This is a genomic window from Anaerorudis cellulosivorans (assembly GCF_025943985.1).
Lineage (GTDB): Bacteria > Bacteroidota > Bacteroidia > Bacteroidales > Dysgonomonadaceae > Anaerorudis > Anaerorudis cellulosivorans.
In genome coordinates, this window is record NZ_JAPCWE010000014.1 from 65,760 (window position 1) to 88,783 (window position 23,024).

Sequence of the window (23,024 nt, forward strand, 5' to 3'; positions counted from 1 at the left end):
TTGTCTGCTATTTTTCTATGATTTTCATAAACTCTTCCACCAATTCCTCTATTCTGAAAGGTTGTCCCGTTATCCGATTGAAGCGGTACAGGGGTAAATTTCCGAATTTCCCTTGCAGATAGGAAGCAAATTGTCCGTTATTTTCTTCGGCAACGATGATTTTTTTGTATCTGCGCAATACTTCTTCGGTATTTTTGGGCAGAGGAGAAATGAATTTAAACTGCGTAAAGGCAGCTTTCTTCCCTGCTTCCCTTATTTTTTGTACTGCTTCGAGCAGGTGGCCGTATGTACCTCCCCAACCTACAATGAGCGTATCGGCATTTTCGTCACCTAAAACTTCTTGAGAAGGAATGTAATCGGCAATTTTATCGACTTTTGCCTGCCGTATTTTTACCATTCGTTGATGGTTGTCGGGGTCGGTAGAAATTACCCCCGTGTAGTAATCTTTTTCCAGTCCGCCAATTCGGTGCATGTATTCCGGTGTACCCGGGATAGCCCAATAACGTACGAGGGTCTCTTCGTCACGCAGGTATGGCTTCCATGTTTTAGGATCTCCGGTGAAAAATTTTTGTACAACGTGTGGAACGATTTCGGGATAATCGTCCATGGTCGGAATTTTCCATGCCGATGAACCGTTAGCGATATATCCGTCGGTCAACAGCACCACCGGCGTCATATGTTCAACAGCCAGTTTGCATGCCCGGAAGGCAGCATCGAAACAGTCGGTCGGCGAAAGAGCTGCAATTACGGCCAGCGGACTTTCCCCGCTGCGTCCATATAGAGCTATATTCAGATCGGTCTGTTCGCTTTTTGTAGGCATTCCCGTCGAAGGGCCTGCCCGTTGTACGTCAATCACAACCAATGGAAGTTCCAGCATAACGGCCAGGTTCAATGCCTCGCTTTTCAGTGCCAATCCGGGACCTGAGGTTGAGGTGGCTGCCAGGTAACCGGCAAAGCTTGCGCCGATTGCCGTGCAGATGCCCGCAATTTCATCTTCCATTTGCAAGGCTTTCACTCCAAAATCTTTTCTTTTGGCCAGTTCGTGCAAAATATCGGATGCAGGCGTGATGGGATATGAACCGAGGAAAAGTTGAAGACCGGCTTTTTCAGCTGCGGCAATCAGTCCGTATGCTGTGGCCAAATTGCCATTTACGTCGATATAGAAACCCTTTTCGTGCTTCACCGTTTCAATTCGGTAGGTGGAAGCCGTGAGTTGGGTGTTGTTTCCGTAGTTGTATCCTGCCAAAAATGCCTTGACATTGGCTTGGAATACCAACGGTTTTTTTGCGAATTTTTCCTTCAAGAGATGCTCGGCAACGTCGGCAGGTCGGTTGAACAGCCAACAAACAATCCCCAGTGCGAACATGTTTTTGCTTCGCAACATGATTTTGTTGTCAACCCCCATATCCTCCAAGGCGGCTTTTGTCAGCGAGGTTATGGCTACAGGAATGGCCTGAACGGAAGTCAGATTTAACTCTCGAAACGGATCATCCGTTTGTAAACCGGCTTTTTCGAGATCTTTTTTTTGAAAAGTATCACTATCGTAAATCACGATGGAATTCCTTTTGAGGTTTCCGGCGTTCACTTTCAGTGCTGCCGGATTCATCGCAACGAGCACGTCGGTTTTGTCGCCGGCATTATACACATCGTGTGAACCGATGCGTACCTGAAAACCCGAAACGCCTTGCAGTGTACCTTGAGGGGCACGTATTTCGGCAGGATAATCGGGGAATGTAGCAATTTCGTTCCCCAGAATGGCCGATAAGGTAGAAAACAACGTTCCCGAAAGCTGCATGCCGTCCCCGGAATCCCCCGAGAAGCGTATAGTTACATCTTTCAGCTCATTAACAACTGTTTTTTCAGACATATTTTTAAAATAAACGATTTTTATGGAATGATTTAGCCGTCTGTTTCGTTTTTAGTAACGAATCGTTTGTCGGCAACCTGTATTGGAGCGCAAAGTAACAAAAGATGAAGTGAATAAGCAAATTTATTTCATTTTATCCGTTCGATCTTTGCCCCCAATTGGTTTAGGCGGATATCGATGTTCTCGTACCCGCGGTCGATCTGATCGATGTTGTGTATGATGCTTTTTCCCTCTGCGCTCATCGCTGCGATGAGTAGCGATATGCCGGCGCGAATATCGGGCGAGGTCATGGTCATTCCCCGCAGGCGGAAACGGTTGCCTAGTCCAATTACGGTTGCGCGATGCGGGTCGCACAAAATAATCTGAGCGCCCATGTCAATGAGTTTGTCCACGAAGAAGAGTCGGCTCTCAAACATTTTCTGGTGGATGAGCACACACCCCTCGGCTTTGGTTGCAACCACCAGCATCACGCTGAGCAAATCCGGTGTCAATCCCGGCCAGGGAGCGTCGGAAATGGTAAGAATGGAACCGTCGATAAACGATTCGATGGTATAGTTTTCCTGCGAAGGGATATACAAATCGTCACCCTGTTGTTCCACAATGATGCCCAGTCGGCGGAAACTTTCAGGAATGATACCTAAGTTTTGCATGGAAACGTCTTTAATGGTGATATCCGAAGCCGTCATAGCTGCCATGCCGATGAAACTGCCAATCTCGATCATGTCGGGGAGTAACCGGTGGCGACAGCCCGAAAGTCTTGAAACTCCTTTTATGGTGAGCCGGTTCGAACCGATACCTTCGATGTGTGCGCCCATGCGGACGAGCATCTTGCTCAGTTGTTCCACATAGGGTTCGCAGGCTGCATTGTAGATAATGGTTTCGCCTTCGGTTAGTACGGCTGCCATCAGTAGGTTGGCCGTTCCTGTAACCGATGCTTCGTCGAGCAAAATGTAACATCCTTTCAGTTTGTCGGCTGAAAGGCAAAAGAGTTGGTTTTTTTCGTCGAAGACCAGTTCTGCTCCCAATTTTTGGATGGCGTTGAAATGGGTGTCCAGCCTTCGGCGGCCGATTTTGTCGCCACCGGGTTTGGGAACGGAAACCCGTCCGAACCGGGCGAGCAACGGGCCGATGATCATGATGGAACCCCGCAGTGTGGCACATTTATCGATGAAATCTTCTGTCTGTATGTATTCCGGATTGATGTTTGCGGCTTTAAACGACCAGGTATTCTTGTTGAGTTTATGTACTTCGACCCCCATCGCCATCAGCAACCGGATGAGGTTGTTCACGTCAAGTATATCGGGGACGTTTTCGATGATCACTTCTTCTTCAGTTAATAAGGCAGCACAAATCACTTGCAGGGCTTCGTTTTTAGCTCCTTGAGGGGTGATTTCTCCTTTCAGGCGATGCCCGCCTTCAATGATGAATGATGACATGGTGTTTTCTTTTTTTCAGTTTTCAATTTTCAATATATACGGACTTCAGGTTCGAGTAGGATGCCGAATTTTTCGTCGACAGCCTGCTGTACTTCCTCCATGAAATCTATGATGTCGCTTCCGTTTTCGGTTGCATAGTTCACAATAATCAATGCATGGCGTTCATAGATCCCCACCGATTCGTTTCGTTTGCCCTTGTAACCGGCCTTTTCGATAAGGAAGGCTGCCGATGTTTTGAATTTGTCGGTTCCTATCGGATAAATTGGCGCATCGGGCAGTTTGGTCAGCAATCGTTCTTTTTCCTCCATCGTCAGAAGGGGATTTTTGAAAAAACTTCCTGCATTGGGCAATTCGGCAGGATCGGGAAGTTTGCATCTGCGGATGCGGATGATTGCCTCGCGCACTTGCTGAAGCGAAGGGTAGGCAACACTTGCCAGTTCGCGATTCAAATCGGCATATTTTTCCATGTAGGCAAATGATTTGCTCAAACGGAAAACCACGGATGTGACGATGTGTTGCCGGGTACGTTTGAAAATGCTGTCGCGGTAGCCAAATTCGCAAGCTTCGGCAGAAAATGTTTCCGGCTTGCCCGTGTTTTTATTTACCGTATGTACGCGCACAATGGCATCTTTCACTTCCGTGCCATATGCCCCGATGTTTTGAATGGGAGCAGCGCCCACCGTTCCCGGAATCAAAGAGAGGTTTTCGATTCCGGCATATCCTTTTTTCACACAATAATTTACAAAATCATCCCAATCTTCTCCTGCAGCCGCTTCCAATTCCACTGTGGAGTCATTCTCAGAAAGCAGACAAATTCCCCTCATTGCCGGGTGAATGACCAGCCCGTCGAAATCCTTCGTAAAAAACAAGTTACATCCGCTGCCGATAACCAATTTCGGTTCGTCAGGGTATATGCGAAGGACTTTCGATAATTCTTCTACGCTTCCGGGTTCGCAAAACAGTTTTGCCCGTGCCTTGGTTCGGAACGAATTATAAGGCTGTAGTTGTATATGTTGTTTAACATTCATTCTTAAACTTACCCTTTATAAAGAAGAAAGATACACGGTTTTTTGTTCATGTCGGGCAACCGGTTTTTCCATTCCTTTATGGTTTTCGTAGCAATGTATTCATCGTCGCAAGTGAGGTTCATGGCGATGCACAGTTGCGTATGCGGTTTGCAGTGCAGTAAAATATCTTCGGCGAGTTTTTGGTTACGGTATGGGGTTTCGATGAATAGTTGGGTTTGATTTTCGTTATAGGCTCGCATTTCAAGCTTCTTGATGACTTTAGCCCTTTCGTTGCTGTCGATGGGCAAGTAGCCGTTGAACGCATAACACTGTCCATTGAACCCCGATGCCATCAAGGCCAAAAGCGGAGATGAGGGGCCGACCAGTGGAACAACTTTATATCCTTCCTGATGTGCGAGTGCCACAATTTCGGCACCCGGGTCGGCAACCGAAGGACAACCGGCTTCGGAGATGATCCCCATGCTTTTCCCTTCTTTCAACGGTTGGAGAAATTCCGAAAGAGCATTTCTGTCGGTATGTTTGTTGAGTTCGAAAAAGGTGAGTCCGTCGATATCGATTTCTGCATGGCATTTTTTTAGAAACCGTCGTGCAGTACGTACGTTTTCCACGATGAAAAAACGCAGACAGGAAACAATTTCCGTATTATAAGGCGGCAATACTCTTTCGACGGGTGTGTCGCCCAACGTTGAAGGAATCAAGTAAAGTGCAGGATGACTCATAGTCCGTTTCTTTGTAAAACAAAGGTACGGATTTTAGGATTACCTTTAAAACAAAAAGTCGTAAATTCAACCATTTAATTCGACTTTTTATTTCCGATTGCCGCATTTTTATCCGATTATTTGCTATAATTTTCATGAATGTGGTGCGAAAAGATTATTCATGGTGATAGTTAAAAAACGCGCATATTCGTAGCTAAAGAAGAAAGGTCTTTATCGGACTTCGCTCGTGTTTAAGAGGGTTCTTCTTCGCTTCTTCTTCGCTCCTCCTTCGCTTCTCCTTCGCATTTAAGGGGGCAAGAGCGAACAAAGAGCGAACAAAGAGCGAAGGAGAAGCGAACAAAGAGCGGACTTGGTACGGACTTGGTACGGACTTGAAGCAACGAAAAAGTCATCGAATGGTTTAAATCTTTTTAAGAAAATGAATACCGCGTTTTCCCGGGCTTTTTAACCCGGTCTTACAAATAGTATGCTGCAATGTAAATAACAGAAGTCAAGGTCTGTCGCTCGTAGCAGTAATCACTCCACGAAAGTAACCGATGGATTCGGCGATGCCGATAAATGGATTATCCATGTTGCGTTCGTGTTCGAGGCTGCATTTTCCGGTATAGCCCACTTCGCGAAGGGCTCTCACGAATGCCGGGAAGTCGATGATGCCGCGCCCTATTTCCACTGAATATCCCTGTTTGGTCGGGGCTGTTACATCTTTGATGTGAATATCGAACACGCGCGACCGGTATTTCTTTAGATCCGCTATGGGGTCTTTACCGTTGCGGGTATCGTGGCCGATATCGAGACACATGCCAATGCGCGGATCGAGATCTTTTACATGATTCCATACATCATCGGCATCCGGGTATAACGGCATGTCGGGGCCGTGCAGATGGATGGCATACTTGAAATCGTATTCCTTAACCTTCTGATCCACATAAGGCAAGAGCTCGTAGTTGGGAACACCGACAATCAGCTTCACGCCTACGCGTTTGGCATATTCGAACGCCTTGTCGATTTCTTCTTTCGAACGCATGTAAATGGGACCCACGCCATAACCCGTAACGCCTTTGGCTTTCAGTTTGGCATGGAAAGCGGCGATTTGTTCGTCGGTACTGTTCAGCGGAAGATGAAAATCTTTGATGCAAAGGTAGTGTACATCGCACTTCTCCATCGTTTCCAATGTCTTGTCAATATCGAACTTGGCAAACGTGTATCCTGCCATGCCCACTTTAAACTTTTCGAATGTGTCGGCGGCAGGTTGGGGATCGGGTCTGTTTTGTGCGTTCAGCAACAACGACAAACCGATTGCTGTGAGAGAAAATACCATTTTTTTCATCGGATAGTAAATTTAATTATTGTGTGCGTGCACAAAAATAGGGAATACAAAAGAAATCGGCAATAGTTATTCCTTAAAAATTTTCGGATTGGTTTAAAACACGGTTTGTTTTTTTGGATTTCGGTCTTTCGCGCTCATATATCGTTTTTGGTTTTTATTTCTATAACTTCAACATTTTCTTGTCGTTTTGTAGCTTCCTGTGCTTTTTTTGAATACTTCACGAGGCATTCTTTCAATGCTTCTTCGTCTTTTTCGCCCTCCACGATTACAGCGAGTGGCGAGGGGGCGTTCAACGAATAGGTTGGATAGTCGGGGTGCACAAGGTCGAAGATTTTGAGATTTTCTTCCCGATTTCGTCCCAACACGATCCAGTGGTCTTTCTCAAAGATATGCCGACCCAGGGTGAGCAATTGGACTGTGAGTGGTGTCAACGGCCGGTTTTCCCGAAGTACTTTCATTATTCGTGAGCCGATGGCAGGGTCTGTCAACAAGCATCCGCCGGCAGGTGAGGGGATGTCCCTGATTCCAAATTCCCGTGCAAGACTCAATTGCTCTTCTCTGCGGCGACCGGATATGCCCAACAGTTTTTCACGATCCACCAGTCCCTCGCGTTCAGGAAGTGTGGGCGGAAGTAGTTTGGCACACAATGGACGAAGCAATACATCTTCGGCTCCCGATTTTCGTTGAATGAGATTCATGGCTTGTTTGTTCTGACTCATGGGGCGTTGACCTACCACTTCTCCCGTAGTGATAAAATCGGCATGTTCTTTTTTCATGATCTCCAACGCCTTGTGCAGCATAAACATTTTGCAGTCGATGCATGGATTAGCATAAGATCCGTAGCCGTAGGAAGGACAGGCGAGCAGGTGCAAGTATTCGTCGGTAATATCGATGATTTCTCCCTTATCGAAACCCAATTCGGCAACTTTGTCGTAAAACGGTGCCGGATTTTGTTTTAACGACCAGCCAAAAAAAGGCGTAATGAAACGTACGGCGATTACCTTTATATCTTGACGTTTCATCAATTTCCCGGCCAGATAACTGTCTAATCCTTCCGAAAATAATAATATTGTTGTGGGCATGATGGCTGTTATGCTGTTTTATGTATAGTGAAATAAATACGTATTATGAGCGGAAAGTCAAAGTTAGGAAAATTTTCGGGTATGGGGTGTTTTTGTCAATCTAAGAATTCACAAAAACACCTTTATGAATGTTAACAAGCAAAATACTACTGCATGTTGCTTTGCTGTTATTGGGTGAAATGTCAATCCGTAATTTTCGGGTATGCCTATACCGACGGTCGGGAAATGAATATTTGCGGCTATTGTGAATTATTTTTTGTACTTGCGGGTTGATCCTTTTATCTTTGTGTATTAAACGAGAAAAAATGATGCAATTGCCTGAAGATTTTATTCATTCGATTGGTTCCCTGATACCGAATAAGGCGGAAGCTTTCTTTTCGGCATTGGAAGAGGATGTTCCAGTAAGCATCAGGCTGAATCCGGTTAAGTTTCGGCGCAATCCGCTATGTTTTTCACCGGGGAAGGTAGCTCAGACGGTTCCTTGGTCGCAGTGGGGGTATTATTTGTCGGAACGCCCTTCTTTTACTTTCGATCCGCTGTTTCATTCCGGTTATTATTATGTGCAGGAAGCTTCATCGATGTTTTTGGAATATGTTGTGCGGCAACTGGTTCATGAACCGGCAGTGTGCTTGGATTTGTGTGCTGCACCGGGGGGCAAATCGGCTATCCTACTTTCTTCGTTACCGGAGGGGAGTTTGGTGGTGAGTAACGAGATTGTGCGGCAGCGTGCTCATGTGCTTTCGGAAAACCTGATTAAATTAGGACAGTCGAATGGGTTGGTTTGCAACAATGCTCCCGCCGATTTTGCGGTATTTCCTCTTTTTTTCGATATTGTGCTGGTGGATGCGCCTTGTTCAGGAGAAGGGATGTTTCGCAAAGATGAGAATGCCGTCACGGAATGGTCACTCAAGAATGTGCAAATGTGTGCTGCGCGACAGAAAGATATTTTGACTGATGTGTGGAATGCCCTGAAACCGGGCGGATTGCTGATTTACAGCACGTGTACTTATAATATGCACGAGAATGAGGAGAATGTGCGTTGGATTGCCGATGAACTCGGGGCGGAATTTGTTTCCTTGCAAGTAGGCGAATCGTGGGGTATTTCTCCGGCTCTGATGCCGGGTGTTGAGGCTTATCGTTTTTTCCCTTACAGCGTCAGGGGCGAAGGGTTATTTCTTTCTGTGCTGCGAAAATCGGCATCGGAGAAGACGGGAACGATAAAAAATTATTTCCGGAGGAAAAACAAAAATCAGAAGATCCCTCTTTTAAAAAGTGAGATGGCTGAGTATGCTCCTTTGCTGCAAAACCCGGAAGAATATTGTTTTGTGGAAAAGGAATGTAGAATTACCGCTCTTCCGCATATGCATGCCGACACCCTGCTCTTACTTTCCGAAAAGTTGCGGGTGGTGTCGTTAGGTATCGAAATCGGAAAGAAAAAAGGTTGCGACTTTATCCCTTCGCATGCCTTGGCTATGAGTACACGCTTAAATCCGGATGCTTTTTGTCGGTATGAAACAGCGTATGAGCAAGCCATTGCCTATTTGCGCGGAGAAGCTTTTGTACCGGATCAGTTACCGTCGGGTTTTGTATTGCTTGGCTATAAAAATGAACCGTTGGGATTTGTGAAAAATCTCGGAAACAGAATCAATAACCTCTATCCCCGTGAATGGCGCATACGAAGTTCGCATCTTCCGGAAAAGAGAGAAGAACTGTTTAGTGAGGTTATCGAAGATCCTGCGAAGAATCCCATACCGTAATTTCTTCGGCTTTGGCATATTTTTTCAGCAATTCCATGCCATAATCGACAGCCTCAGGTAGTCCTTTTTTACCGGAATAGGCGTTGATGATTATCAGCAAATGCGAAGTATCGCTGTCGATTTTTGTGCGTTCTTCGTCGCTGGTTGGTGTACCAACTCCACCTTGTTCGTCGCGATAAACCGGCAATCCCTCGATATTGAGCAGTCCTCGGCCGATACCTTCGAATTTCTCGCCTGCTTTGCCTATTCCCAGGGTGAGATTGCCCCGGATTTTGTCGGCATCGAAGCCACCGATGGAATAACCCGTGTTTAACGAAAGCAGGTTAATGAGGTCGACCAGCGTATTAATCTGATAGAGATCCATTCCTTTGACGATTCTTCGGCAAAGTGCTTCGGCTGACGGACGGTAGCGGTTGGGATCTTTACCCAATGCCTTGTATGCCTTTCGCGTAGCATGTATGGGGATGCGCTTTTTGATGTCTTCTATCCGGTAGGTTTCACGGAAAGAAGCGGAAAATGTTTCAATTTCTTTCCATAATTCCGGGTTAAATGGCGTATTTTTTACTTTTGCTTCAAGGGTAGCAAAAGTAAAAACCGGGCAAACGGCATATATTTCTTCACTAATCGTTATTCCAACAGCAGTTACTTCCATTTTTTATTCCTCTTTTCTCCTCATTTGTGATCCCAAAGGTACAAAATCTTCATTAATTATTCATGCTGAAAGGATAAAGACTAGAATGATAGAATTTTATCGGATGGCAAATTATTTGATTCGAAAAAAAATAAAAGTGCCAAATGATTTGTAAAAAATTATTCCATTGTTTATATTTGTATGAATTTTTGTTTTCATATGACAGATGATCAGAATAAGTTGCTGATTGACTTGGAGGTACGCATAAAACAAGTGATGTTGCTATGCGATTCCCTCAAAGAAGAGAATATCCGTTTGAAATCGGATTTACGGTCAAAACAGTCGCAACTCGATCAGGCGGTGGAAGAACTGCAGCAATTGAAAACAAAATACGATAATTTAAAAATGGCACGAACGATCACCGCTGCATCGGTTGACGTTGAAAGTGCAAAGCTTAAGTTGTCGAAGTTGGTGCGAGAAGTAGATAAATGCATAAATTTATTAAAATGCTCATTTTAGATAATTTATGTAATGGGCGATGAGAAATTTTTATTAACATTGACGATTGACGGTCGGAAGTATCCTCTGAAAATTGACAAATCGGAGGAGCAGGCTTTCCGTGAAGCCGCCAAACAGCTAAATAATAAAATTAACCGGTATCGGCTTACGTTTGGAGGGAACAATTCCGATTTGAATGCACAGGATTTTATAGCCATGACGGCTATTCAGGCATTGGTGGAGAATTTTTCTTTATCCGAAAAAACCGATACAAAACCCATCGAAGACAAGATACGTCTGCTTATTCAAGAGATAGACGCGTATCTGAAAAAATAATTATCGTTTTTATCCCGTAAAAAGGGGTGGAATATCTTCATTTGCACTTGTTTCGACATTGAATTTGATTCGATTGAGAGATGAGTGTTTTTTATTTATTAATGAGAGAAGGAGTAGTAAATCAATTTTTAAAACAAATTTTATGGAAATAGTGATAGGAATCGTCGGACTCCTTATCGGTGCGGTTGCCGCATGGTATATAACGGGTCATATGGCGAATTCGCGAGCCAAGAAAATTGTAAGCGATGCTGAAAAAGAGGCTGAAGTAATCAAAAAGAATAAATTGCTGGAAGCAAAAGAGGAAGTGCTTTCCATGAAAGCTGAAGCCGAAAAACAGATCAATTCGCGCACTTCGAAGATTCAGAATACCGAAAATCGGTTGAAGCAGCGTGAGATGCAGCTCAATCAGAAACAGGAGGAGTTAAACAAAAAAAGCAATGAATTGGATGAAGTGAGAGTTAATCTCGAGAATCAACGTGAAGCGCTCGAGAAACGTAACCAAGAGTTGGATAAACTCCATAAACAGTCGCTCGAGAAGTTGGAAACCATTTCGGGACTTTCGGCTCAGGAGGCCAAAGAACAATTGGTGGAATCGTTGAAGGACGAAGCCAAAACCGGCGCACAGTCGTATATCAACGAGATTATGGAAGAAGCCAAAATGACAGCTAATAAGGAAGCAAAACGCATTGTTATACAAACCATTCAGCGGGTGGCAACAGAAACCTCCATCGAGAACGCCGTAACGGTATTCCATATCGACTCTGATGAGGTGAAAGGACGCATCATTGGTAGGGAAGGGCGCAATATTCGTGCGCTTGAAGCCGCCACAGGTGTGGAAATCATAGTTGACGACACACCGGAGGCCATTGTATTGTCGGCTTTTGATCCCGTAAGACGAGAAATTGCCCGATTGTCGTTGCATCAGTTGGTGGCCGACGGACGTATTCATCCGGCCAGAATAGAAGAGGTGGTGGGCAAAGTAACGAAACAGATTGAAGAAGAGATTGTGGAAACCGGCAAACGGACAGCAATCGATTTGGGTATCCATGGACTCCATCCTGAGTTGATTCGGCTGATCGGAAAAATGAAATATCGTTCGTCTTACGGCCAGAATCTGTTGCAACATTCGCGTGAAACAGCTAACTTGTGTGCCATTATGGCGGCGGAACTTGGATTGAATCCCAAAAAAGCCAAGCGGGCCGGCTTACTGCACGATATTGGGAAAGTGCCGGACGACGAACCGGAATTGCCACATGCTATTTTGGGTATGAAGCTGGCCGAAAAATACAAGGAAAAGCCCGATATTTGTAATGCCATCGGCGCCCATCACGATGAAGTGGAGATGACTTCGTTGCTGGCTCCGATTGTGCAGGTGTGCGATGCCATTTCAGGCGCGCGACCAGGTGCCCGTCGAGAGATTGTGGAGGCCTATATTAAGCGTCTGAACGATTTGGAGAATTTGGCACTGTCTTATCCCGGTGTGGTAAAAACATATGCCATACAGGCGGGTCGCGAGTTGCGTGTGATTGTGGGTGCCGACAAAATCGACGATGAGGAAACCGAAAGGCTATCGTCGGAAATAGCACGCAAAATACAAACGGAAATGACGTATCCCGGTCAGGTAAAAATTACGGTGATTCGCGAAACGCGTGCCGTAAGTTTTGCAAAATAAAATACAGGGAGAAGAAGGTTTGCATAATTAAAAAGGTCGCTTTCGGGCGACCTTTTTAATTGATACACACGGAAAATGGTTTATTTGCTGCTTCTTGAACTGCGATTTTGACTTCCGCTTTTGCTCCTTGACGGAGTTGACGAACGGGAACTTGACGCACTTTTTGTGGTTGATGATGAGGATCGACTAATGCTTTCTGAGCGTGAAGGTGCATTCCTTTCTATATGTTGTATCTGAGCAGGCGAGCTGTTGCTTTGGCGACTGCTTTTAATCGTACTCGAATTTCTTGCACTTTTATTGTTGTTTGCTGTGCCTGACCGACTAATGGTTTCTGTACGAACCGAATTGCCCGAACTTCGATTGATTGTTCCCCTACTACCGTTGCGACTCGAATTTGTAATTACTGTTTTTTCGTTTGTTGCAGTTCTTCCTGTTTCTACACGGTTGGTAGTTGTCGATCTGCCGGAGTTTGAGGCAGGAACAGATCGGTTGATCGTTTTGTCGGCATTGCCGTTTTTTGAAATCTCCGGACGATACAGACTTACCGAACGGTTACTTACAGTGGATCTTCCGGGCCGTGAGGCGTTTGTGACCTGATGAATTTTTACATCGTACCCTGTTTCTTTACGATAATCGCGGGGAGCAGGCCCACTGTAATATTTGTTGTTGTTGTGTATATGGATGTTGTTGATGATGGTGGTACGATTGTATATGGACGGAGCATAGGGTTTGTAATACCGGTGCATATGGGGATGATACAAATATTTTCCGGGAAGAAATACCCAATATAAGGACGGGAGTTGGATGTGTACGCTCAACTGTACATGAGGTCCCAGAGGTGCCCATCCATAAAATCCTCCCCCGTTACGCCATACTACCCACGCCGGAGCCCATTCGTATCCCGGAATCCATACCCAGCCGTAAATGTCGTCATAATACCATCTGCCGTAATGGAAAGGTGCCCATCCCCATTCGAAATCCGATACCCAGGTATTTCCGTAATTGGTCATTACCCAATAGCCGTCGGTGAGGTAGGGATGAAAGTTTCTTCCTACGTCAGGGACCCAAACAAGACCAAATTCCCTGTTGTTCATCCATCTGCCGTAGGGTGCCAGCGCATTATAAAATATACCGATGCTTACTTCGCCTCCGGAATAATTGTTTTCGTAATATCCGGGTTGGCCGACTGCTTTACTTCCGGATGGTGGCAAGGTGGAAATCATCATTGCCATAAGTACCATCATCAGAGCTTTTCCTATTGTTTTCATATCCTTGCATTTTTAAAAGGGAGTAATTCGTTGTTATTATTAAGACAAATTGACCCGCAAATGGTTTAAGGCACGATAGGTTAGCTTGCTTGGAGGTTTTACGGTTATTAAATAAAAATTGCTGCAAGTTGTTTTCTTGCAGCATATTGAAAGTACGTAGGGGGTCAAAAAAATTTATTTGAAAACCTGATCGATTCCGGAGAATCCCATAAAGGCCATTGCCAAAATGCCGGCTGTGAGCAGGGCGATGGGAACACCTTGCATGGCTTTTGGTACTTTGCTGAGCGCCAACTGTTCGCGGATGCTCGAAAAAATAAGTAGGGCCATAGAATAGCCGATTGCCGTGGATATAGCATAAACAATCGATTCCACTAAATTGAAATCTTTTTGAATGACCAATATGGCTACACCCAAAATGATACAGTTGGTTGTGATGAGAGGAAGATAAACGCCCAGGGCTTGATATAAGGGAGGAGAGATTTTTTTTATGATGATTTCCACCATTTGTACCAACGCGGCGATTACCAGTATGAAAGTGATGGTTTGCAGGTATTCTAACCCGAAGTTTTCAAGGATGCCTTTTTGAATGAGGTAGGTCACTAACGTCGAGAGGGTGATGACAAAAGTAACGGCTGCACTCATTCCGATGGCTGTATCGATTTTTTTTGAAACGCCCAAGAATGGGCAGATTCCCAAAAATTGCGAGAATACGATATTGTTTACAAAAACGGCGACAATAATGATTCCGATAATTTCCATATTTTTCTTTTTTTTAACGGGGTTAGTTCGTTTTCTTTTGTAATTTGTTGAAAATGGCGATAAGATATCCAAGAACAATGAAAGCTCCGGGTGCAAGTACAAAAATGAGCGAGCCGTAATTTTCGGGATAAACGGTTATCGAGAAAATTTTTCCTGTACCCAGAAATTCACGAAGCGCTCCCAAAACGGTAAGTGCCAAGGTAAATCCTATGCCTATTCCCAATCCGTCGAAAAGGGAGGAAATAACGTTGTTTTTGGATGCAAAGGATTCGGCTCTTCCCAACACGATGCAGTTGACTACGATCAACGGAATGAAGATACCCAAGCTGTCTGCCAAAGCAGGAAGATAGGCGTTCATCACCATCTCCACAATGGTTACAAAAGCGGCTATCACAACAATAAATGCGGGAATGCGCACCATATCGGGGATCAGATTTTTGAGTGATGAAATGGCTATGTTTGAACAGGTGAGCACGAATAGTGTGGCCAATCCCATACTCATACCGTTGAGGGCAGAGCTCGTGGTTGCCAGAGTGGGACACATTCCCAGCAGCAGTACAAACGTGGGATTTTCTTTAACGATTCCGTTTATCAATACGTTGATATTATTGCGCATGTTCTTCTCCTCCTGTTGTTTTGTCGTTTTTGTTAATCGTTGTGTCTGAAGCAATGTCCTTCTCGTTTTTTGTCGTTTCTTCGGGAACGATATCTTTACTGAGTTCTGTCGCTCCCGATGCAGCATTTCCGGCAATGGTATTGACATAAGCGGCATAGGCTTTGTTTACGGCTTCCAGAAAAGCGCGTGATGTAATGGTGGATGCGGTGATGGCATCGACGTTGCCTCCGTCTTTCGATACAGAAAGTTTTTCTTTTGACAAGTCGCGTCCGATGATGCATTGGCCGGGTTTGGATGTGTCTTTGAACCACTGCACCACTTTTGCCCCTAAGCCGGGAGTTTCGGCATGCGATAATACCGAATAGTTTACAATGCGGTTATCTTTGTCGAATCCGACGATAATTTGAATAGTCCCGCCGAAGGCGTTATTGGAATAGCTGGTGACAGCGAAACCTACCCATTCATCTCCTTTTTTTGCAGGATAGATGGTGAGGGAATCTCCCGCGCCATCCGGTATTTTGTATGCTTCGGCTACCGGATTGTTGTCGAATGGCGGAACTACTTCCCTGATCGCATTTTCCAATTTCTTTGCTTTTGCCTCGGCAATGGGTTTTGCCGTTATTTTGTTGACCTGTGCCAACAGAACAGCCACTACAAAACAGATAGTGAATAACGACAAAAACATATTTTTAAATGTGGATTTCAGCTTAGCCATTTTTCTTTACCTCCCCAAATCGTTTAGGTGTTGTATAATAGTTAATAAGCGGTGTGAACCCATTCATTAGCACAATGGCAAACGACATCCCCTCGGGATAGGCACCCCAAAGACGAATACACATAGTGATGATTCCGATGAAGAAACCGTAAATGAGCATTCCTTTTTTGGTTAATGGGGATGTTACGTAATCGGTAGCCATGAAAATAGCTCCCAACATCAGTCCTCCCGAAAATAGGTGTATTAAAGGATTATGTTGGGGAATAGGATGAATAAGATAGAGAATCCCGCTAAATAGGGCGACGGTTCCCAGAATGGCAGTTGGAATATGCCACGTAATGATTTTCTTCCACAGGAGGTAACCCAATCCCAACAAGAGTGCCAAGGCGCTCATCTCACCCAATGATCCACCTTCGGTTCCCAAAAACATGTGGGTTAAGGAGGGTAGATTGTCGGGGTTGAATTTTAAGTTCGCCAACACGGTTGCCGATGTAACGGCATCGGTTGCAGCAGTTGCCGGAACCGGCCATGTGGTCATTTGTGCAGGGAATGAAATAAGCAGGAAGATACGTCCTACCAATGCAGGATTAAAAATATTGTTACCTAGTCCTCCAAAAGACATTTTTCCGATGCCGATGGCAGCCAATGCTCCAATGGCAAGAATCCATAACGGCAAATTCGAAGGAAGGTTGAAAGCCAGCAGAATCCCGGTCAATATGGCCGATCCATCCGTTATTGTCGGTTGTTTTTTCAATATGAATTTAGCAATCAGGTATTCGAAACCGACACAGAACAAAACGGAAAACAGGGTAATAATTATCGCGTCAAGACGAAATACATATAAGGATACGAGAAATGCCGGGATGAGGGCAATCAGCACTCCATACATGTTTTTTGGAATGCTGTCTCTGCCATGGACATGTGGCGAAGGCGATACGACTAATTTATTTTCCATATCAATCTCTTTAGTTTTTTCTTGCTTTCATTAGAGCCATTACTTTTCCTTTTCCCAGTCGGATATAATCGAGCAGTGGTCGATCGGCCGGACAAGTGTAGCTGCATGAACCGCATTCGATGCAATCGGTAATATGGTTTTTTTCTGCCCGATCCCATACGGCATATTCCGAGAGATTCATCAGAAGAGTGGGGTTCAGCCCCATCGGGCAAACCTGAACACATTTGGCGCAGCGGATGCAATCCTTCGGTGTTTTGCGTTTTGCTTTAGAAGAAGAAATGATCAGTATTCCTGATGTGCCTTTGGTTACAGGGATATCGGTATATGCTACGGCTTTTCCCATCATGGGACCGCCACTGACTATTTTTCCGGTGTTTTGAGGCAAACCTCCGGCAAAATCAATCAGAGCTTGAAAAGGAACTCCTATGCGTGAACGGATATTGCACGGATTATGGACTTCTTCTCCTGTAACGGTAACTATTCGCTCGATGAGAGGTTTGTTTTTTTGCACGGCTTCATATACGGCAAACGTGGTTCCGACGTTTTGGACAACAGCTCCTACTGCAATGGGGAGTGCACCGCTCGGCACCTGACGCCCTATTAAGGCATCGATCAGTTGTTTTTCGCCCCCTTGCGGATAGCGTTCTTCCAGCGGTTGTATGCGTATGCCGGGATAAGATGAAGCGAGTTGTGAAAATTTGGCAATCACATCTTTTTTATTGTTTTCGATCCCGATAATGGCTTTAGAAACGTTGAGTGCTTTCATCAAAAGGGTTGTGCCTATCAATATTTCTTCGGTTTTTTCCATCATGAGTTGATGGTCGGAAGTGAGATAGGGCTCACATTCAACGCCGTTGATAATGAGCACTTCGGCTTTTGTACCCGGAGGAGGCATCAGTTTTACGTGAGTTGGAAACGTTGCTCCTCCCATTCCCACAATGCCTGAGGCCGCAATCTTGTCGATGATTTCTTTTTGCGACAAGGCGCATTCGTTGATTAGCGTTTCAGATCGGTCTATGGAATCTTCCCATTCATCGCCTTCGACACTGATGATTACAGCATCGCGTCGGTAACCGCTGACATCCACTACTTTGTCGATTTTTTTGACGGTTCCCGAAACCGATGAATGGATGTTGGCTGAGACAAACCCCACGCTTTTACCGATCAGCGTTCCGACTTTCACTTTATCTCCTTTTTTTACAACAGGCTGACTTGGAGCGCCGATATGTTGTGCCAGCGGAATACTTACTTCGTCAGGAATCTCGATAGATTGTATTGTTTTTCCTGCAGAAAGTTTGTTAGCTTTGGGATGTATTCCGCCAATACGAAATGTTTTTAACATAAATAGCTTGATTTTCCTGATGTTGCTTTTATACTGTTTTCTTTATTTCTTCTTTGGATGACTCGGACGCCTTTTCTTTTCGTGGCGGGAAATTGAGTTCCCATATGGAGTTGGTAGGGCAAACAGGAACGCATTTGCGGCACAGCCGACATTTATCGTCGTCGATGTAAGCCAGGTTGTTTTCAATGGTAATGGCGTCAAACGCACATACCTGTAAGCATTTGCTGCAACCGATACAGGCAACTTCGCACGCTTTTCGGGCAATGGGGCCTTTGTCTTTGTTTACGCAGGAAACAAAAATACGACGTGATTTTGGTCCCTGCTTACGTAGTTCGATGATATCTTTCGGACATGCTTTCACACAGGCGCCACAAGCAGTACATTTGTCTTCATCAACTTCGGGGAGAAGTGTTTGAGGGTTGATATGAATGGCGTCAAACAAGCATGCATCCACACAATCGCCCAAGCCAAGACAGCCAAAAAAGCAATCTGTCTCACCCCCGTAGAGAGCCGCTTCTATGGCGCACCGGGGTGCTCCATCATATATACTGGTTTGAGGACGATGCTCGCAGGTGCCGTCGCATCGGACAACGGCAATTTTTTTTGATGTGGCTGGTGCCGTCTTTCCTAAAATGGTGGCGATTTTATCCATGGTTTCCTGACCTCCTACAGGACAAAACAAGTCGTCCATCGTATATGATTTCACAACCGCCGAAGCAAATCCCCTGCAACCGGGAAATCCGCATCCGCCGCAATTGGCTCCGGGCAAAATTTCTTGTATTTGTTCGATGAGGGGATCCTCAATTACTTTAAATTTTTGTCCGGTAAGATACAGAATTGTTGCACTTGCCGCACCAATAATACCTAATAAAGCAACAGCTATCAGAATTGCATTCATAATAAGAATAGATTTGAAGAATCGCTTTTTTTAATTGTAAAAGTAAATATTTTAGTCATTTTGTTTCTTAGAAAATATAGCACAATATAATAAGGAGCAAGGATGGAAACTGACAAAAGAGCCCCTTGTATTTCGTTGAGATGCCACATATAAGTTGAGAGAATTACCATCGAAACGATCAGAATAAGAGGTATGCCATATGCCCACCAAACGGCTTTATAACCTAATGATGTTTTGCCCTCTATCGTTACCCGGTCGTTTACCTTGAATTGGCCGGAGTAGTCGACGACGTCAACGGTTTTTTCACTTGAGTCTGCTGCGGTACAATATCTTTTGGCGTGGCAAGCACTGCATGCCGATTGCTGCAGGATGCGTACCTTGATGTGGTTTCCGTCTATATGCTCAATGATGCCTTCATGTTCGATCATGAATGAACGGCTTTTAAAAGCTTTTTGATTTTCGGGCAAAGGTAAGGATTATTTTTGATTTAGGGGAAAGGATTTTTTTAAATTAAAGTTTAATGGGAATCCTTCTGTTCTATTTCGGGAGTTGCTTTTTCATTCTTAATCAGAACCGATAATACAATGGAAAGCAGTAGCGTCCCAATGATTACTGCCAATGAGATCCATGAATGATTTACAAAGAAATGTTCAACGGTGGGAATGGCCCCAAGTAGCATTTTTGCACCAATAAAGAAAAGAATAAAGCTTACACCTGTCTTCAGAAAGCGGAACATACCCATAATCCCTTTCAGTGCAAAAAATAATGAAATCAATCCCATTACGGCAAAAACATTGGAAGAAATGGCTAGGAAATTTTCTTCGCTTGGCGTAAGGATATTGGTTGACCCTTCTTTTATTACGCCGATGATTGCAGGAATAGAGTCAACTGCAAATAAAATATCGGTGGAACCTATCACCAAAAGCGCAAGAAACAGGTTGGTGATATGGGTTTTTCCATCTATTTTGGTAAAGAAATATGGAGAATGTACATCCGGATCGACAGGGAATATTTTTGATGCTCCTTTGTACAGAATATTGGATTGCGGATCGATATTGTCATTGCCTTTCGATGCCGCCATTTTATAAGCTGTCCATATCAAAATAAAACCGAAAATATAAATAATCCAATGGAAGTGTTGTACGAGTTCCATGCCAACGAGTATAAATAAAATTCGAAGCACTACCGAGATCATAATCCCCATTTTCAGTAGTTTGGGTTGGTTTTTCTCGTTAATTCCCATCATAGAGAAAATCATGATGAAAACAAACAGGTTATCGACCGATAAAGAGTATTCGGTAAAATAACCCGAAATGAATTTTACCATCATGAGTGGTCCTGTTTTTATCGGGCTGTCCGGATTTTGAGGAAAGAAGAAATAAAGTGAGATTCCGAAAAGCATCGCTACTGAAATCCAAATGGCTGTCCAACCTAATGACGATTTTATGCTGATCGTTTCTTTGCGATGTTCGGTTACGTATAAGTCTATGGAATAAACAATACAAAAAATGGCAATAAATACAAGCCAATACAACGTCATTATATCCATATCAAAAATCTTTTTTAAATCTGTGTGCTATGTTAAACGTGGCTGATATTGTCAGCGTTTTGTTAGGAAAAAATCGGCCAAAGGTAACGATAATTTAGTCTTGATTTGCGTTACGGTGTAATTAAATTTTATTAAATGGAAAAAGGGGAGTGCTCCCCTTTTTTGTCTTTAGCTATGTGTGTAGAATGAGAAGTATTATTTAATATTTGAATACTTTTCCGCCGGCGATCACCTGTTTTTTTTCTTTGTCGAATGTGGCACGTTGTCCGGTATGTAATGCCGCCGTAACCATGATGGTTGCAATGGAATGGCTGTATCCCGCTTCAATCGGTGCATTGGTTTTTGTGTTGTTGTTTCTCACGCATTCCATCCAGTTTTGCATGTGGGCGTTGGTGAGGGGATCGGAACCGGTATCGGCTCCCGATTCTGCTTTTATTTGGGGTAAATTGAAGGTGTCGAGTATAAACGGCTTCATCCCCATAACCCGTGCATCATCTTCCGTCAAACCGCCTTCACCCGTGATGATGTTTGTATCGAGATCCAATTTTCCTCCGTTAGAGAAATACCATTCTTTTACTCCTCCTGAAGAGTTGGTCTGACGGGAGGAATAAATCACCTGGAACCCTTCATCGGGATTATCGAAAGATCCGTAATCGAAAACCGCCGTCAGCGTGTCGCAATTTCTCCGTCCGTCATTCCACATATAAATGCCGCCATTTGCCACTGCCGAACGTGGGTATTGCAGACCTGAAAACCAGTGAACCGTGTCGATCTGGTGCGACATCCATTGGCCGGGTATTCCGGAGGAATAGGGCCAAAACAGCCGGTATTCGAGGTATTTGCGTGGATCCCACGGTTCATAAGGACGATTCATCAAATAGCGTTTCCAGTCGGTGTCCGATTCTTTTATCTCGGCCACCAGAGCCGGTCTTCTCCATCTGCCGGGTTGGTTTACGTTCCACGTCATCTCAACGGCTACAATCTTGCCGAATTTGCCCGATTGAATGTACTCCCTGGCGGCATGATAGTTTGCTCCGCTGCGGCGTTGCGAACCTATCTGGATAACCCGGTTTGTCTCTTTGGCTGCTTTCAGGGCTTCGTTTGCATCGTCCATCGTTTCGGCAAACGGTTTTTCGCAGTAAACATGGCATCCTGCTCTTACGGCTTCGGCCAGATGCAGTGCATGTTGGAAGTCGGCCGTACTGATAATGACTGCATCGGGCCTTTGCTCCCACAATTCGTCGGTGTTGCGGGCTGTCTTTATCGTCTTTCCCGTCCGGCTCTTATACCATGCCACACCTTCGTCGCGACGCCGGCTCCAGATATCGCAGATGGTGTAAAGCTCGAAATTCATCTCGTCGGCATATTTCAGGAAGGCTTTGCCCAGCGAACTCCTGAAACGGTCTGAAAAGCCGAGGACTCCCACCCTTATCCTGTCGTTTGATCCCATAATGTTGGCGTAACTTTTTGCCGAAATGTTCAATTTTCCCAGGGTTAATCCGGCTGCTCCCAATGCGGTTTTTTTAATGAAGTTTCTTCTCGTTTCCATGATTAATTATTGTATTGATCTGTGATTGTTTTAATTGCAAGGGGTATTTGTGCATTAAAATCTGTCCATTGTGCTTCAATGGATATTCTTCCTTGATAATTTATTTTTTTCAGGGCATTAAAATAAGGACGAAAATCTTCGTTGTAGGTACCCGGCACAGCTCTATCCTGTTTTTCGGCAATATGTATGTGTTTTATCAAATGACCATATTTCATAATACTTTCAGGAGACTCGCCTTCGACTTTCATATGATAAATATCGGCGAGAAGTCTGAAGTTGGGATGGTTAATTTCCTCAACAATTTCACCTCCCTCACTTACCGAATTAATAAAATTACATTCGTTTGAATTGAGCGGTTCCAATACGACTGTCACATTGTATTTGGCAGCTGTTGAAGCTATTTTTTTGCCAAGCTCTATGAATTGTTGCCGAGCTTTTTCGCGTGAAAATCCCTCGGGGATGCTTCTTGAACCTCCACTTCCGAAAACAATGATCTCGATGCCTGCTTTTTGTGCGCGTCGAAAGGCTGTTTCGGCATATTCCAGTATTTCATCAGGAACGGCTTCGAACCCTACGCTTTTTAATTCTTTCGGGATAAAACTATTGCAGGCTTTTATCGGGAGAGGAAACCCGGCTGCATTTTTCAGCATATTTTCAAATTCTTCTTCATTTTTGTCAGGTACAAGAAACCTGCCCACACTTTCTTCGATATACGTATATCCATATTTTTTCATGGACTCGCCATTTGAATACTGTGTACATATCCCTAGTTGCGGCAATGAAAATTTATTGCTCGCATAAATTGATGAAGGTAAGCTTATTGCAAGATAAATAATCATGGTAAATGTGATGATCGATGAGAAATGAGGTGTCATAGTGGTATATTTAAGCTTATGAGTCTCCTCTGATAACCCCATTTTTCAAAAGTACGAAAAATTGAGATATTTCAGACGAGAGTTGTTTAAAAAATTATTTATTAGAGAGTTTACATTATTTTCAAAACATATCCATTTTTTAATG

General features: G+C 44.3%; 22 protein-coding genes. 4 read left to right on the forward strand and 18 right to left on the reverse strand.

Going from position 1 to position 23,024, the window contains the following annotated elements:
• Window positions 1-7: 7 nt before the first annotated feature.
• The 6 genes from OLM34_RS08910 to OLM34_RS08935 all read right to left on the reverse strand — a co-directional run bounded on the left by OLM34_RS08910 (window position 8) and on the right by OLM34_RS08935 (window position 7,459).
• The gene (locus OLM34_RS08910) at window positions 8-1,867 is read right to left on the reverse strand and encodes a 2-oxoacid:acceptor oxidoreductase subunit alpha (RefSeq protein WP_264406736.1); all 1,860 of its coding nucleotides are present in this window, start codon (window positions 1,865-1,867) and stop codon (window positions 8-10) included.
• A 128-nt stretch (window positions 1,868-1,995) separates the two neighbouring features.
• Entirely contained in the window at window positions 1,996-3,303 is a 1,308-nt protein-coding gene (murA, locus tag OLM34_RS08915) for a UDP-N-acetylglucosamine 1-carboxyvinyltransferase (protein WP_264406738.1), read from the reverse strand.
• Window positions 3,304-3,332: 29 nt separating this feature from the next.
• Window positions 3,333-4,331 (reverse strand): UDP-N-acetylmuramate dehydrogenase, encoded by a 999-nt coding sequence (murB, locus tag OLM34_RS08920; RefSeq protein WP_264406740.1) that lies wholly within the window; start codon window positions 4,329-4,331, stop codon window positions 3,333-3,335.
• A gap of 8 nt (window positions 4,332-4,339) precedes the next feature.
• Window positions 4,340-5,050, reverse strand: a complete 711-nt coding sequence (locus OLM34_RS08925) for an SAM-dependent methyltransferase (protein WP_264406741.1) — start codon at window positions 5,048-5,050, stop codon at window positions 4,340-4,342.
• 490 nt (window positions 5,051-5,540) lie between these two features.
• Entirely contained in the window at window positions 5,541-6,368 is an 828-nt protein-coding gene (locus OLM34_RS08930; protein ID WP_413777214.1) for a sugar phosphate isomerase/epimerase family protein, read from the reverse strand.
• A gap of 143 nt (window positions 6,369-6,511) precedes the next feature.
• On the reverse strand, window positions 6,512-7,459 hold the full coding sequence (locus tag OLM34_RS08935; RefSeq protein WP_264406743.1) for a hypothetical protein: 948 nt from the start codon (window positions 7,457-7,459) through the stop codon (window positions 6,512-6,514).
• A gap of 308 nt (window positions 7,460-7,767) precedes the next feature.
• Between OLM34_RS08935 and OLM34_RS08940 the strand changes: the two genes are divergently transcribed.
• Window positions 7,768-9,216 carry an RsmB/NOP family class I SAM-dependent RNA methyltransferase gene (locus OLM34_RS08940; RefSeq protein ID WP_264406767.1) on the forward strand — a complete coding sequence of 483 codons (1,449 nt, stop codon included), beginning with the start codon at window positions 7,768-7,770 and terminating at the stop codon, window positions 9,214-9,216.
• Here the strand turns inward: OLM34_RS08940 and OLM34_RS08945 are convergent.
• Window positions 9,182-9,868, reverse strand: a complete 687-nt coding sequence (locus tag OLM34_RS08945) for a B3/B4 domain-containing protein (protein ID WP_264406744.1) — start codon at window positions 9,866-9,868, stop codon at window positions 9,182-9,184. The two genes, OLM34_RS08940 and OLM34_RS08945, sit on opposite strands and share 35 nt — an antisense overlap.
• Window positions 9,869-10,066: 198 nt before the next feature.
• Here OLM34_RS08945 and OLM34_RS08950 point away from each other — a divergent pair, with 198 nt between their 5' ends.
• The 3 genes from OLM34_RS08950 (at window position 10,067) to rny (ending at window position 12,353) form a co-directional block, all read left to right on the forward strand.
• Window positions 10,067-10,366 (forward strand): hypothetical protein, encoded by a 300-nt coding sequence (locus tag OLM34_RS08950; protein WP_264406746.1) that lies wholly within the window; start codon window positions 10,067-10,069, stop codon window positions 10,364-10,366.
• A gap of 12 nt (window positions 10,367-10,378) precedes the next feature.
• Window positions 10,379-10,681 (forward strand): cell division protein ZapA, encoded by a 303-nt coding sequence (locus OLM34_RS08955; protein WP_264406747.1) that lies wholly within the window; start codon window positions 10,379-10,381, stop codon window positions 10,679-10,681.
• A 142-nt stretch (window positions 10,682-10,823) separates the two neighbouring features.
• The gene (gene rny / locus OLM34_RS08960) at window positions 10,824-12,353 is read left to right on the forward strand and encodes a ribonuclease Y (RefSeq protein WP_264406748.1); all 1,530 of its coding nucleotides are present in this window, start codon (window positions 10,824-10,826) and stop codon (window positions 12,351-12,353) included.
• 80 nt (window positions 12,354-12,433) lie between these two features.
• On the opposite strand, the gene OLM34_RS08965 is transcribed toward rny, so the two are convergent.
• The 11 genes from OLM34_RS08965 to OLM34_RS09015 all read right to left on the reverse strand — a co-directional run bounded on the left by OLM34_RS08965 (window position 12,434) and on the right by OLM34_RS09015 (window position 22,738).
• Window positions 12,434-13,621, reverse strand: coding sequence for a DUF6600 domain-containing protein (locus tag OLM34_RS08965; protein WP_264406749.1), 1,188 nt, complete (start codon window positions 13,619-13,621; stop codon window positions 12,434-12,436).
• 174 nt (window positions 13,622-13,795) lie between these two features.
• The gene (gene rsxA, locus OLM34_RS08970) at window positions 13,796-14,380 is read right to left on the reverse strand and encodes an electron transport complex subunit RsxA (protein WP_264406750.1); all 585 of its coding nucleotides are present in this window, start codon (window positions 14,378-14,380) and stop codon (window positions 13,796-13,798) included.
• Between the two features lie 22 nt (window positions 14,381-14,402).
• Window positions 14,403-14,996 (reverse strand): electron transport complex subunit RsxE, encoded by a 594-nt coding sequence (gene rsxE / locus OLM34_RS08975; RefSeq protein WP_264406751.1) that lies wholly within the window; start codon window positions 14,994-14,996, stop codon window positions 14,403-14,405.
• Entirely contained in the window at window positions 14,986-15,711 is a 726-nt protein-coding gene (locus OLM34_RS08980; RefSeq protein ID WP_264406753.1) for an RnfABCDGE type electron transport complex subunit G, read from the reverse strand. The genes rsxE and OLM34_RS08980 overlap by 11 nt, the downstream gene beginning before the upstream one ends.
• Window positions 15,704-16,666: an RnfABCDGE type electron transport complex subunit D gene (locus tag OLM34_RS08985; RefSeq protein WP_264406754.1), complete on the reverse strand. Its 963-nt coding sequence runs from the start codon at window positions 16,664-16,666 to the stop codon at window positions 15,704-15,706. Before OLM34_RS08985 ends, OLM34_RS08980 begins: the two co-directional genes overlap by 8 nt.
• A 10-nt stretch (window positions 16,667-16,676) precedes the next feature.
• Window positions 16,677-18,008: an electron transport complex subunit RsxC gene (gene rsxC, locus OLM34_RS08990; RefSeq protein ID WP_264406756.1), complete on the reverse strand. Its 1,332-nt coding sequence runs from the start codon at window positions 18,006-18,008 to the stop codon at window positions 16,677-16,679.
• A 28-nt stretch (window positions 18,009-18,036) separates the two neighbouring features.
• Entirely contained in the window at window positions 18,037-18,906 is an 870-nt protein-coding gene (locus OLM34_RS08995; protein WP_264406757.1) for a Fe-S cluster domain-containing protein, read from the reverse strand.
• Window positions 18,903-19,334: a SoxR reducing system RseC family protein gene (locus OLM34_RS09000; protein WP_264406759.1), complete on the reverse strand. Its 432-nt coding sequence runs from the start codon at window positions 19,332-19,334 to the stop codon at window positions 18,903-18,905. Before OLM34_RS09000 ends, OLM34_RS08995 begins: the two co-directional genes overlap by 4 nt.
• Window positions 19,335-19,423: 89 nt before the next feature.
• Window positions 19,424-20,455, reverse strand: a complete 1,032-nt coding sequence (locus OLM34_RS09005) for a TerC/Alx family metal homeostasis membrane protein (protein WP_264406760.1) — start codon at window positions 20,453-20,455, stop codon at window positions 19,424-19,426.
• A gap of 199 nt (window positions 20,456-20,654) precedes the next feature.
• Window positions 20,655-22,004 carry a Gfo/Idh/MocA family protein gene (locus OLM34_RS09010; RefSeq protein ID WP_264406762.1) on the reverse strand — a complete coding sequence of 450 codons (1,350 nt, stop codon included), beginning with the start codon at window positions 22,002-22,004 and terminating at the stop codon, window positions 20,655-20,657.
• 2 nt (window positions 22,005-22,006) lie between these two features.
• Entirely contained in the window at window positions 22,007-22,738 is a 732-nt protein-coding gene (locus tag OLM34_RS09015) for a sugar phosphate isomerase/epimerase family protein (RefSeq protein ID WP_264406764.1), read from the reverse strand.
• Window positions 22,739-23,024 lie beyond the last annotated feature (286 nt).

Bases quoted from the DNA above. Each gene is read 5' to 3' on its own strand.
- OLM34_RS08950 (WP_264406746.1), top strand. From the start codon at position 10,067: ATGACAGATGATCAGAATAAGTTGCTGATTGACTTGGAGGTACGCATA.
- OLM34_RS08930 (WP_413777214.1), bottom strand. From the start codon at position 6,368: ATGGTATTTTCTCTCACAGCAATCGGTTTGTCGTTGTTGCTGAACGCA.
- murA (WP_264406738.1), bottom strand. From the start codon at position 3,303: ATGTCATCATTCATCATTGAAGGCGGGCATCGCCTGAAAGGAGAAATC.
- OLM34_RS08925 (WP_264406741.1), bottom strand. From the start codon at position 5,050: ATGAGTCATCCTGCACTTTACTTGATTCCTTCAACGTTGGGCGACACA.
- OLM34_RS09000 (WP_264406759.1), bottom strand. From the start codon at position 19,334: ATGATCGAACATGAAGGCATCATTGAGCATATAGACGGAAACCACATC.
- rsxC (WP_264406756.1), bottom strand. From the start codon at position 18,008: ATGTTAAAAACATTTCGTATTGGCGGAATACATCCCAAAGCTAACAAA.
- OLM34_RS08910 (WP_264406736.1), bottom strand. From the start codon at position 1,867: ATGTCTGAAAAAACAGTTGTTAATGAGCTGAAAGATGTAACTATACGC.
- OLM34_RS08985 (WP_264406754.1), bottom strand. From the start codon at position 16,666: ATGGAAAATAAATTAGTCGTATCGCCTTCGCCACATGTCCATGGCAGA.
- OLM34_RS08940 (WP_264406767.1), top strand. From the start codon at position 7,768: ATGCAATTGCCTGAAGATTTTATTCATTCGATTGGTTCCCTGATACCG.
- OLM34_RS08945 (WP_264406744.1), bottom strand. From the start codon at position 9,868: ATGGAAGTAACTGCTGTTGGAATAACGATTAGTGAAGAAATATATGCC.
- rsxA (WP_264406750.1), bottom strand. From the start codon at position 14,380: ATGGAAATTATCGGAATCATTATTGTCGCCGTTTTTGTAAACAATATC.
- rsxE (WP_264406751.1), bottom strand. From the start codon at position 14,996: ATGCGCAATAATATCAACGTATTGATAAACGGAATCGTTAAAGAAAAT.
- OLM34_RS09005 (WP_264406760.1), bottom strand. From the start codon at position 20,455: ATGGATATAATGACGTTGTATTGGCTTGTATTTATTGCCATTTTTTGT.
- murB (WP_264406740.1), bottom strand. From the start codon at position 4,331: ATGAATGTTAAACAACATATACAACTACAGCCTTATAATTCGTTCCGA.
- OLM34_RS08965 (WP_264406749.1), bottom strand. From the start codon at position 13,621: ATGAAAACAATAGGAAAAGCTCTGATGATGGTACTTATGGCAATGATG.
- OLM34_RS09015 (WP_264406764.1), bottom strand. From the start codon at position 22,738: ATGAAAAAATATGGATATACGTATATCGAAGAAAGTGTGGGCAGGTTT.
- OLM34_RS08935 (WP_264406743.1), bottom strand. From the start codon at position 7,459: ATGCCCACAACAATATTATTATTTTCGGAAGGATTAGACAGTTATCTG.
- OLM34_RS08955 (WP_264406747.1), top strand. From the start codon at position 10,379: ATGGGCGATGAGAAATTTTTATTAACATTGACGATTGACGGTCGGAAG.
- OLM34_RS09010 (WP_264406762.1), bottom strand. From the start codon at position 22,004: ATGGAAACGAGAAGAAACTTCATTAAAAAAACCGCATTGGGAGCAGCC.
- OLM34_RS08980 (WP_264406753.1), bottom strand. From the start codon at position 15,711: ATGGCTAAGCTGAAATCCACATTTAAAAATATGTTTTTGTCGTTATTC.
- OLM34_RS08995 (WP_264406757.1), bottom strand. From the start codon at position 18,906: ATGAATGCAATTCTGATAGCTGTTGCTTTATTAGGTATTATTGGTGCG.
- rny (WP_264406748.1), top strand. From the start codon at position 10,824: ATGGAAATAGTGATAGGAATCGTCGGACTCCTTATCGGTGCGGTTGCC.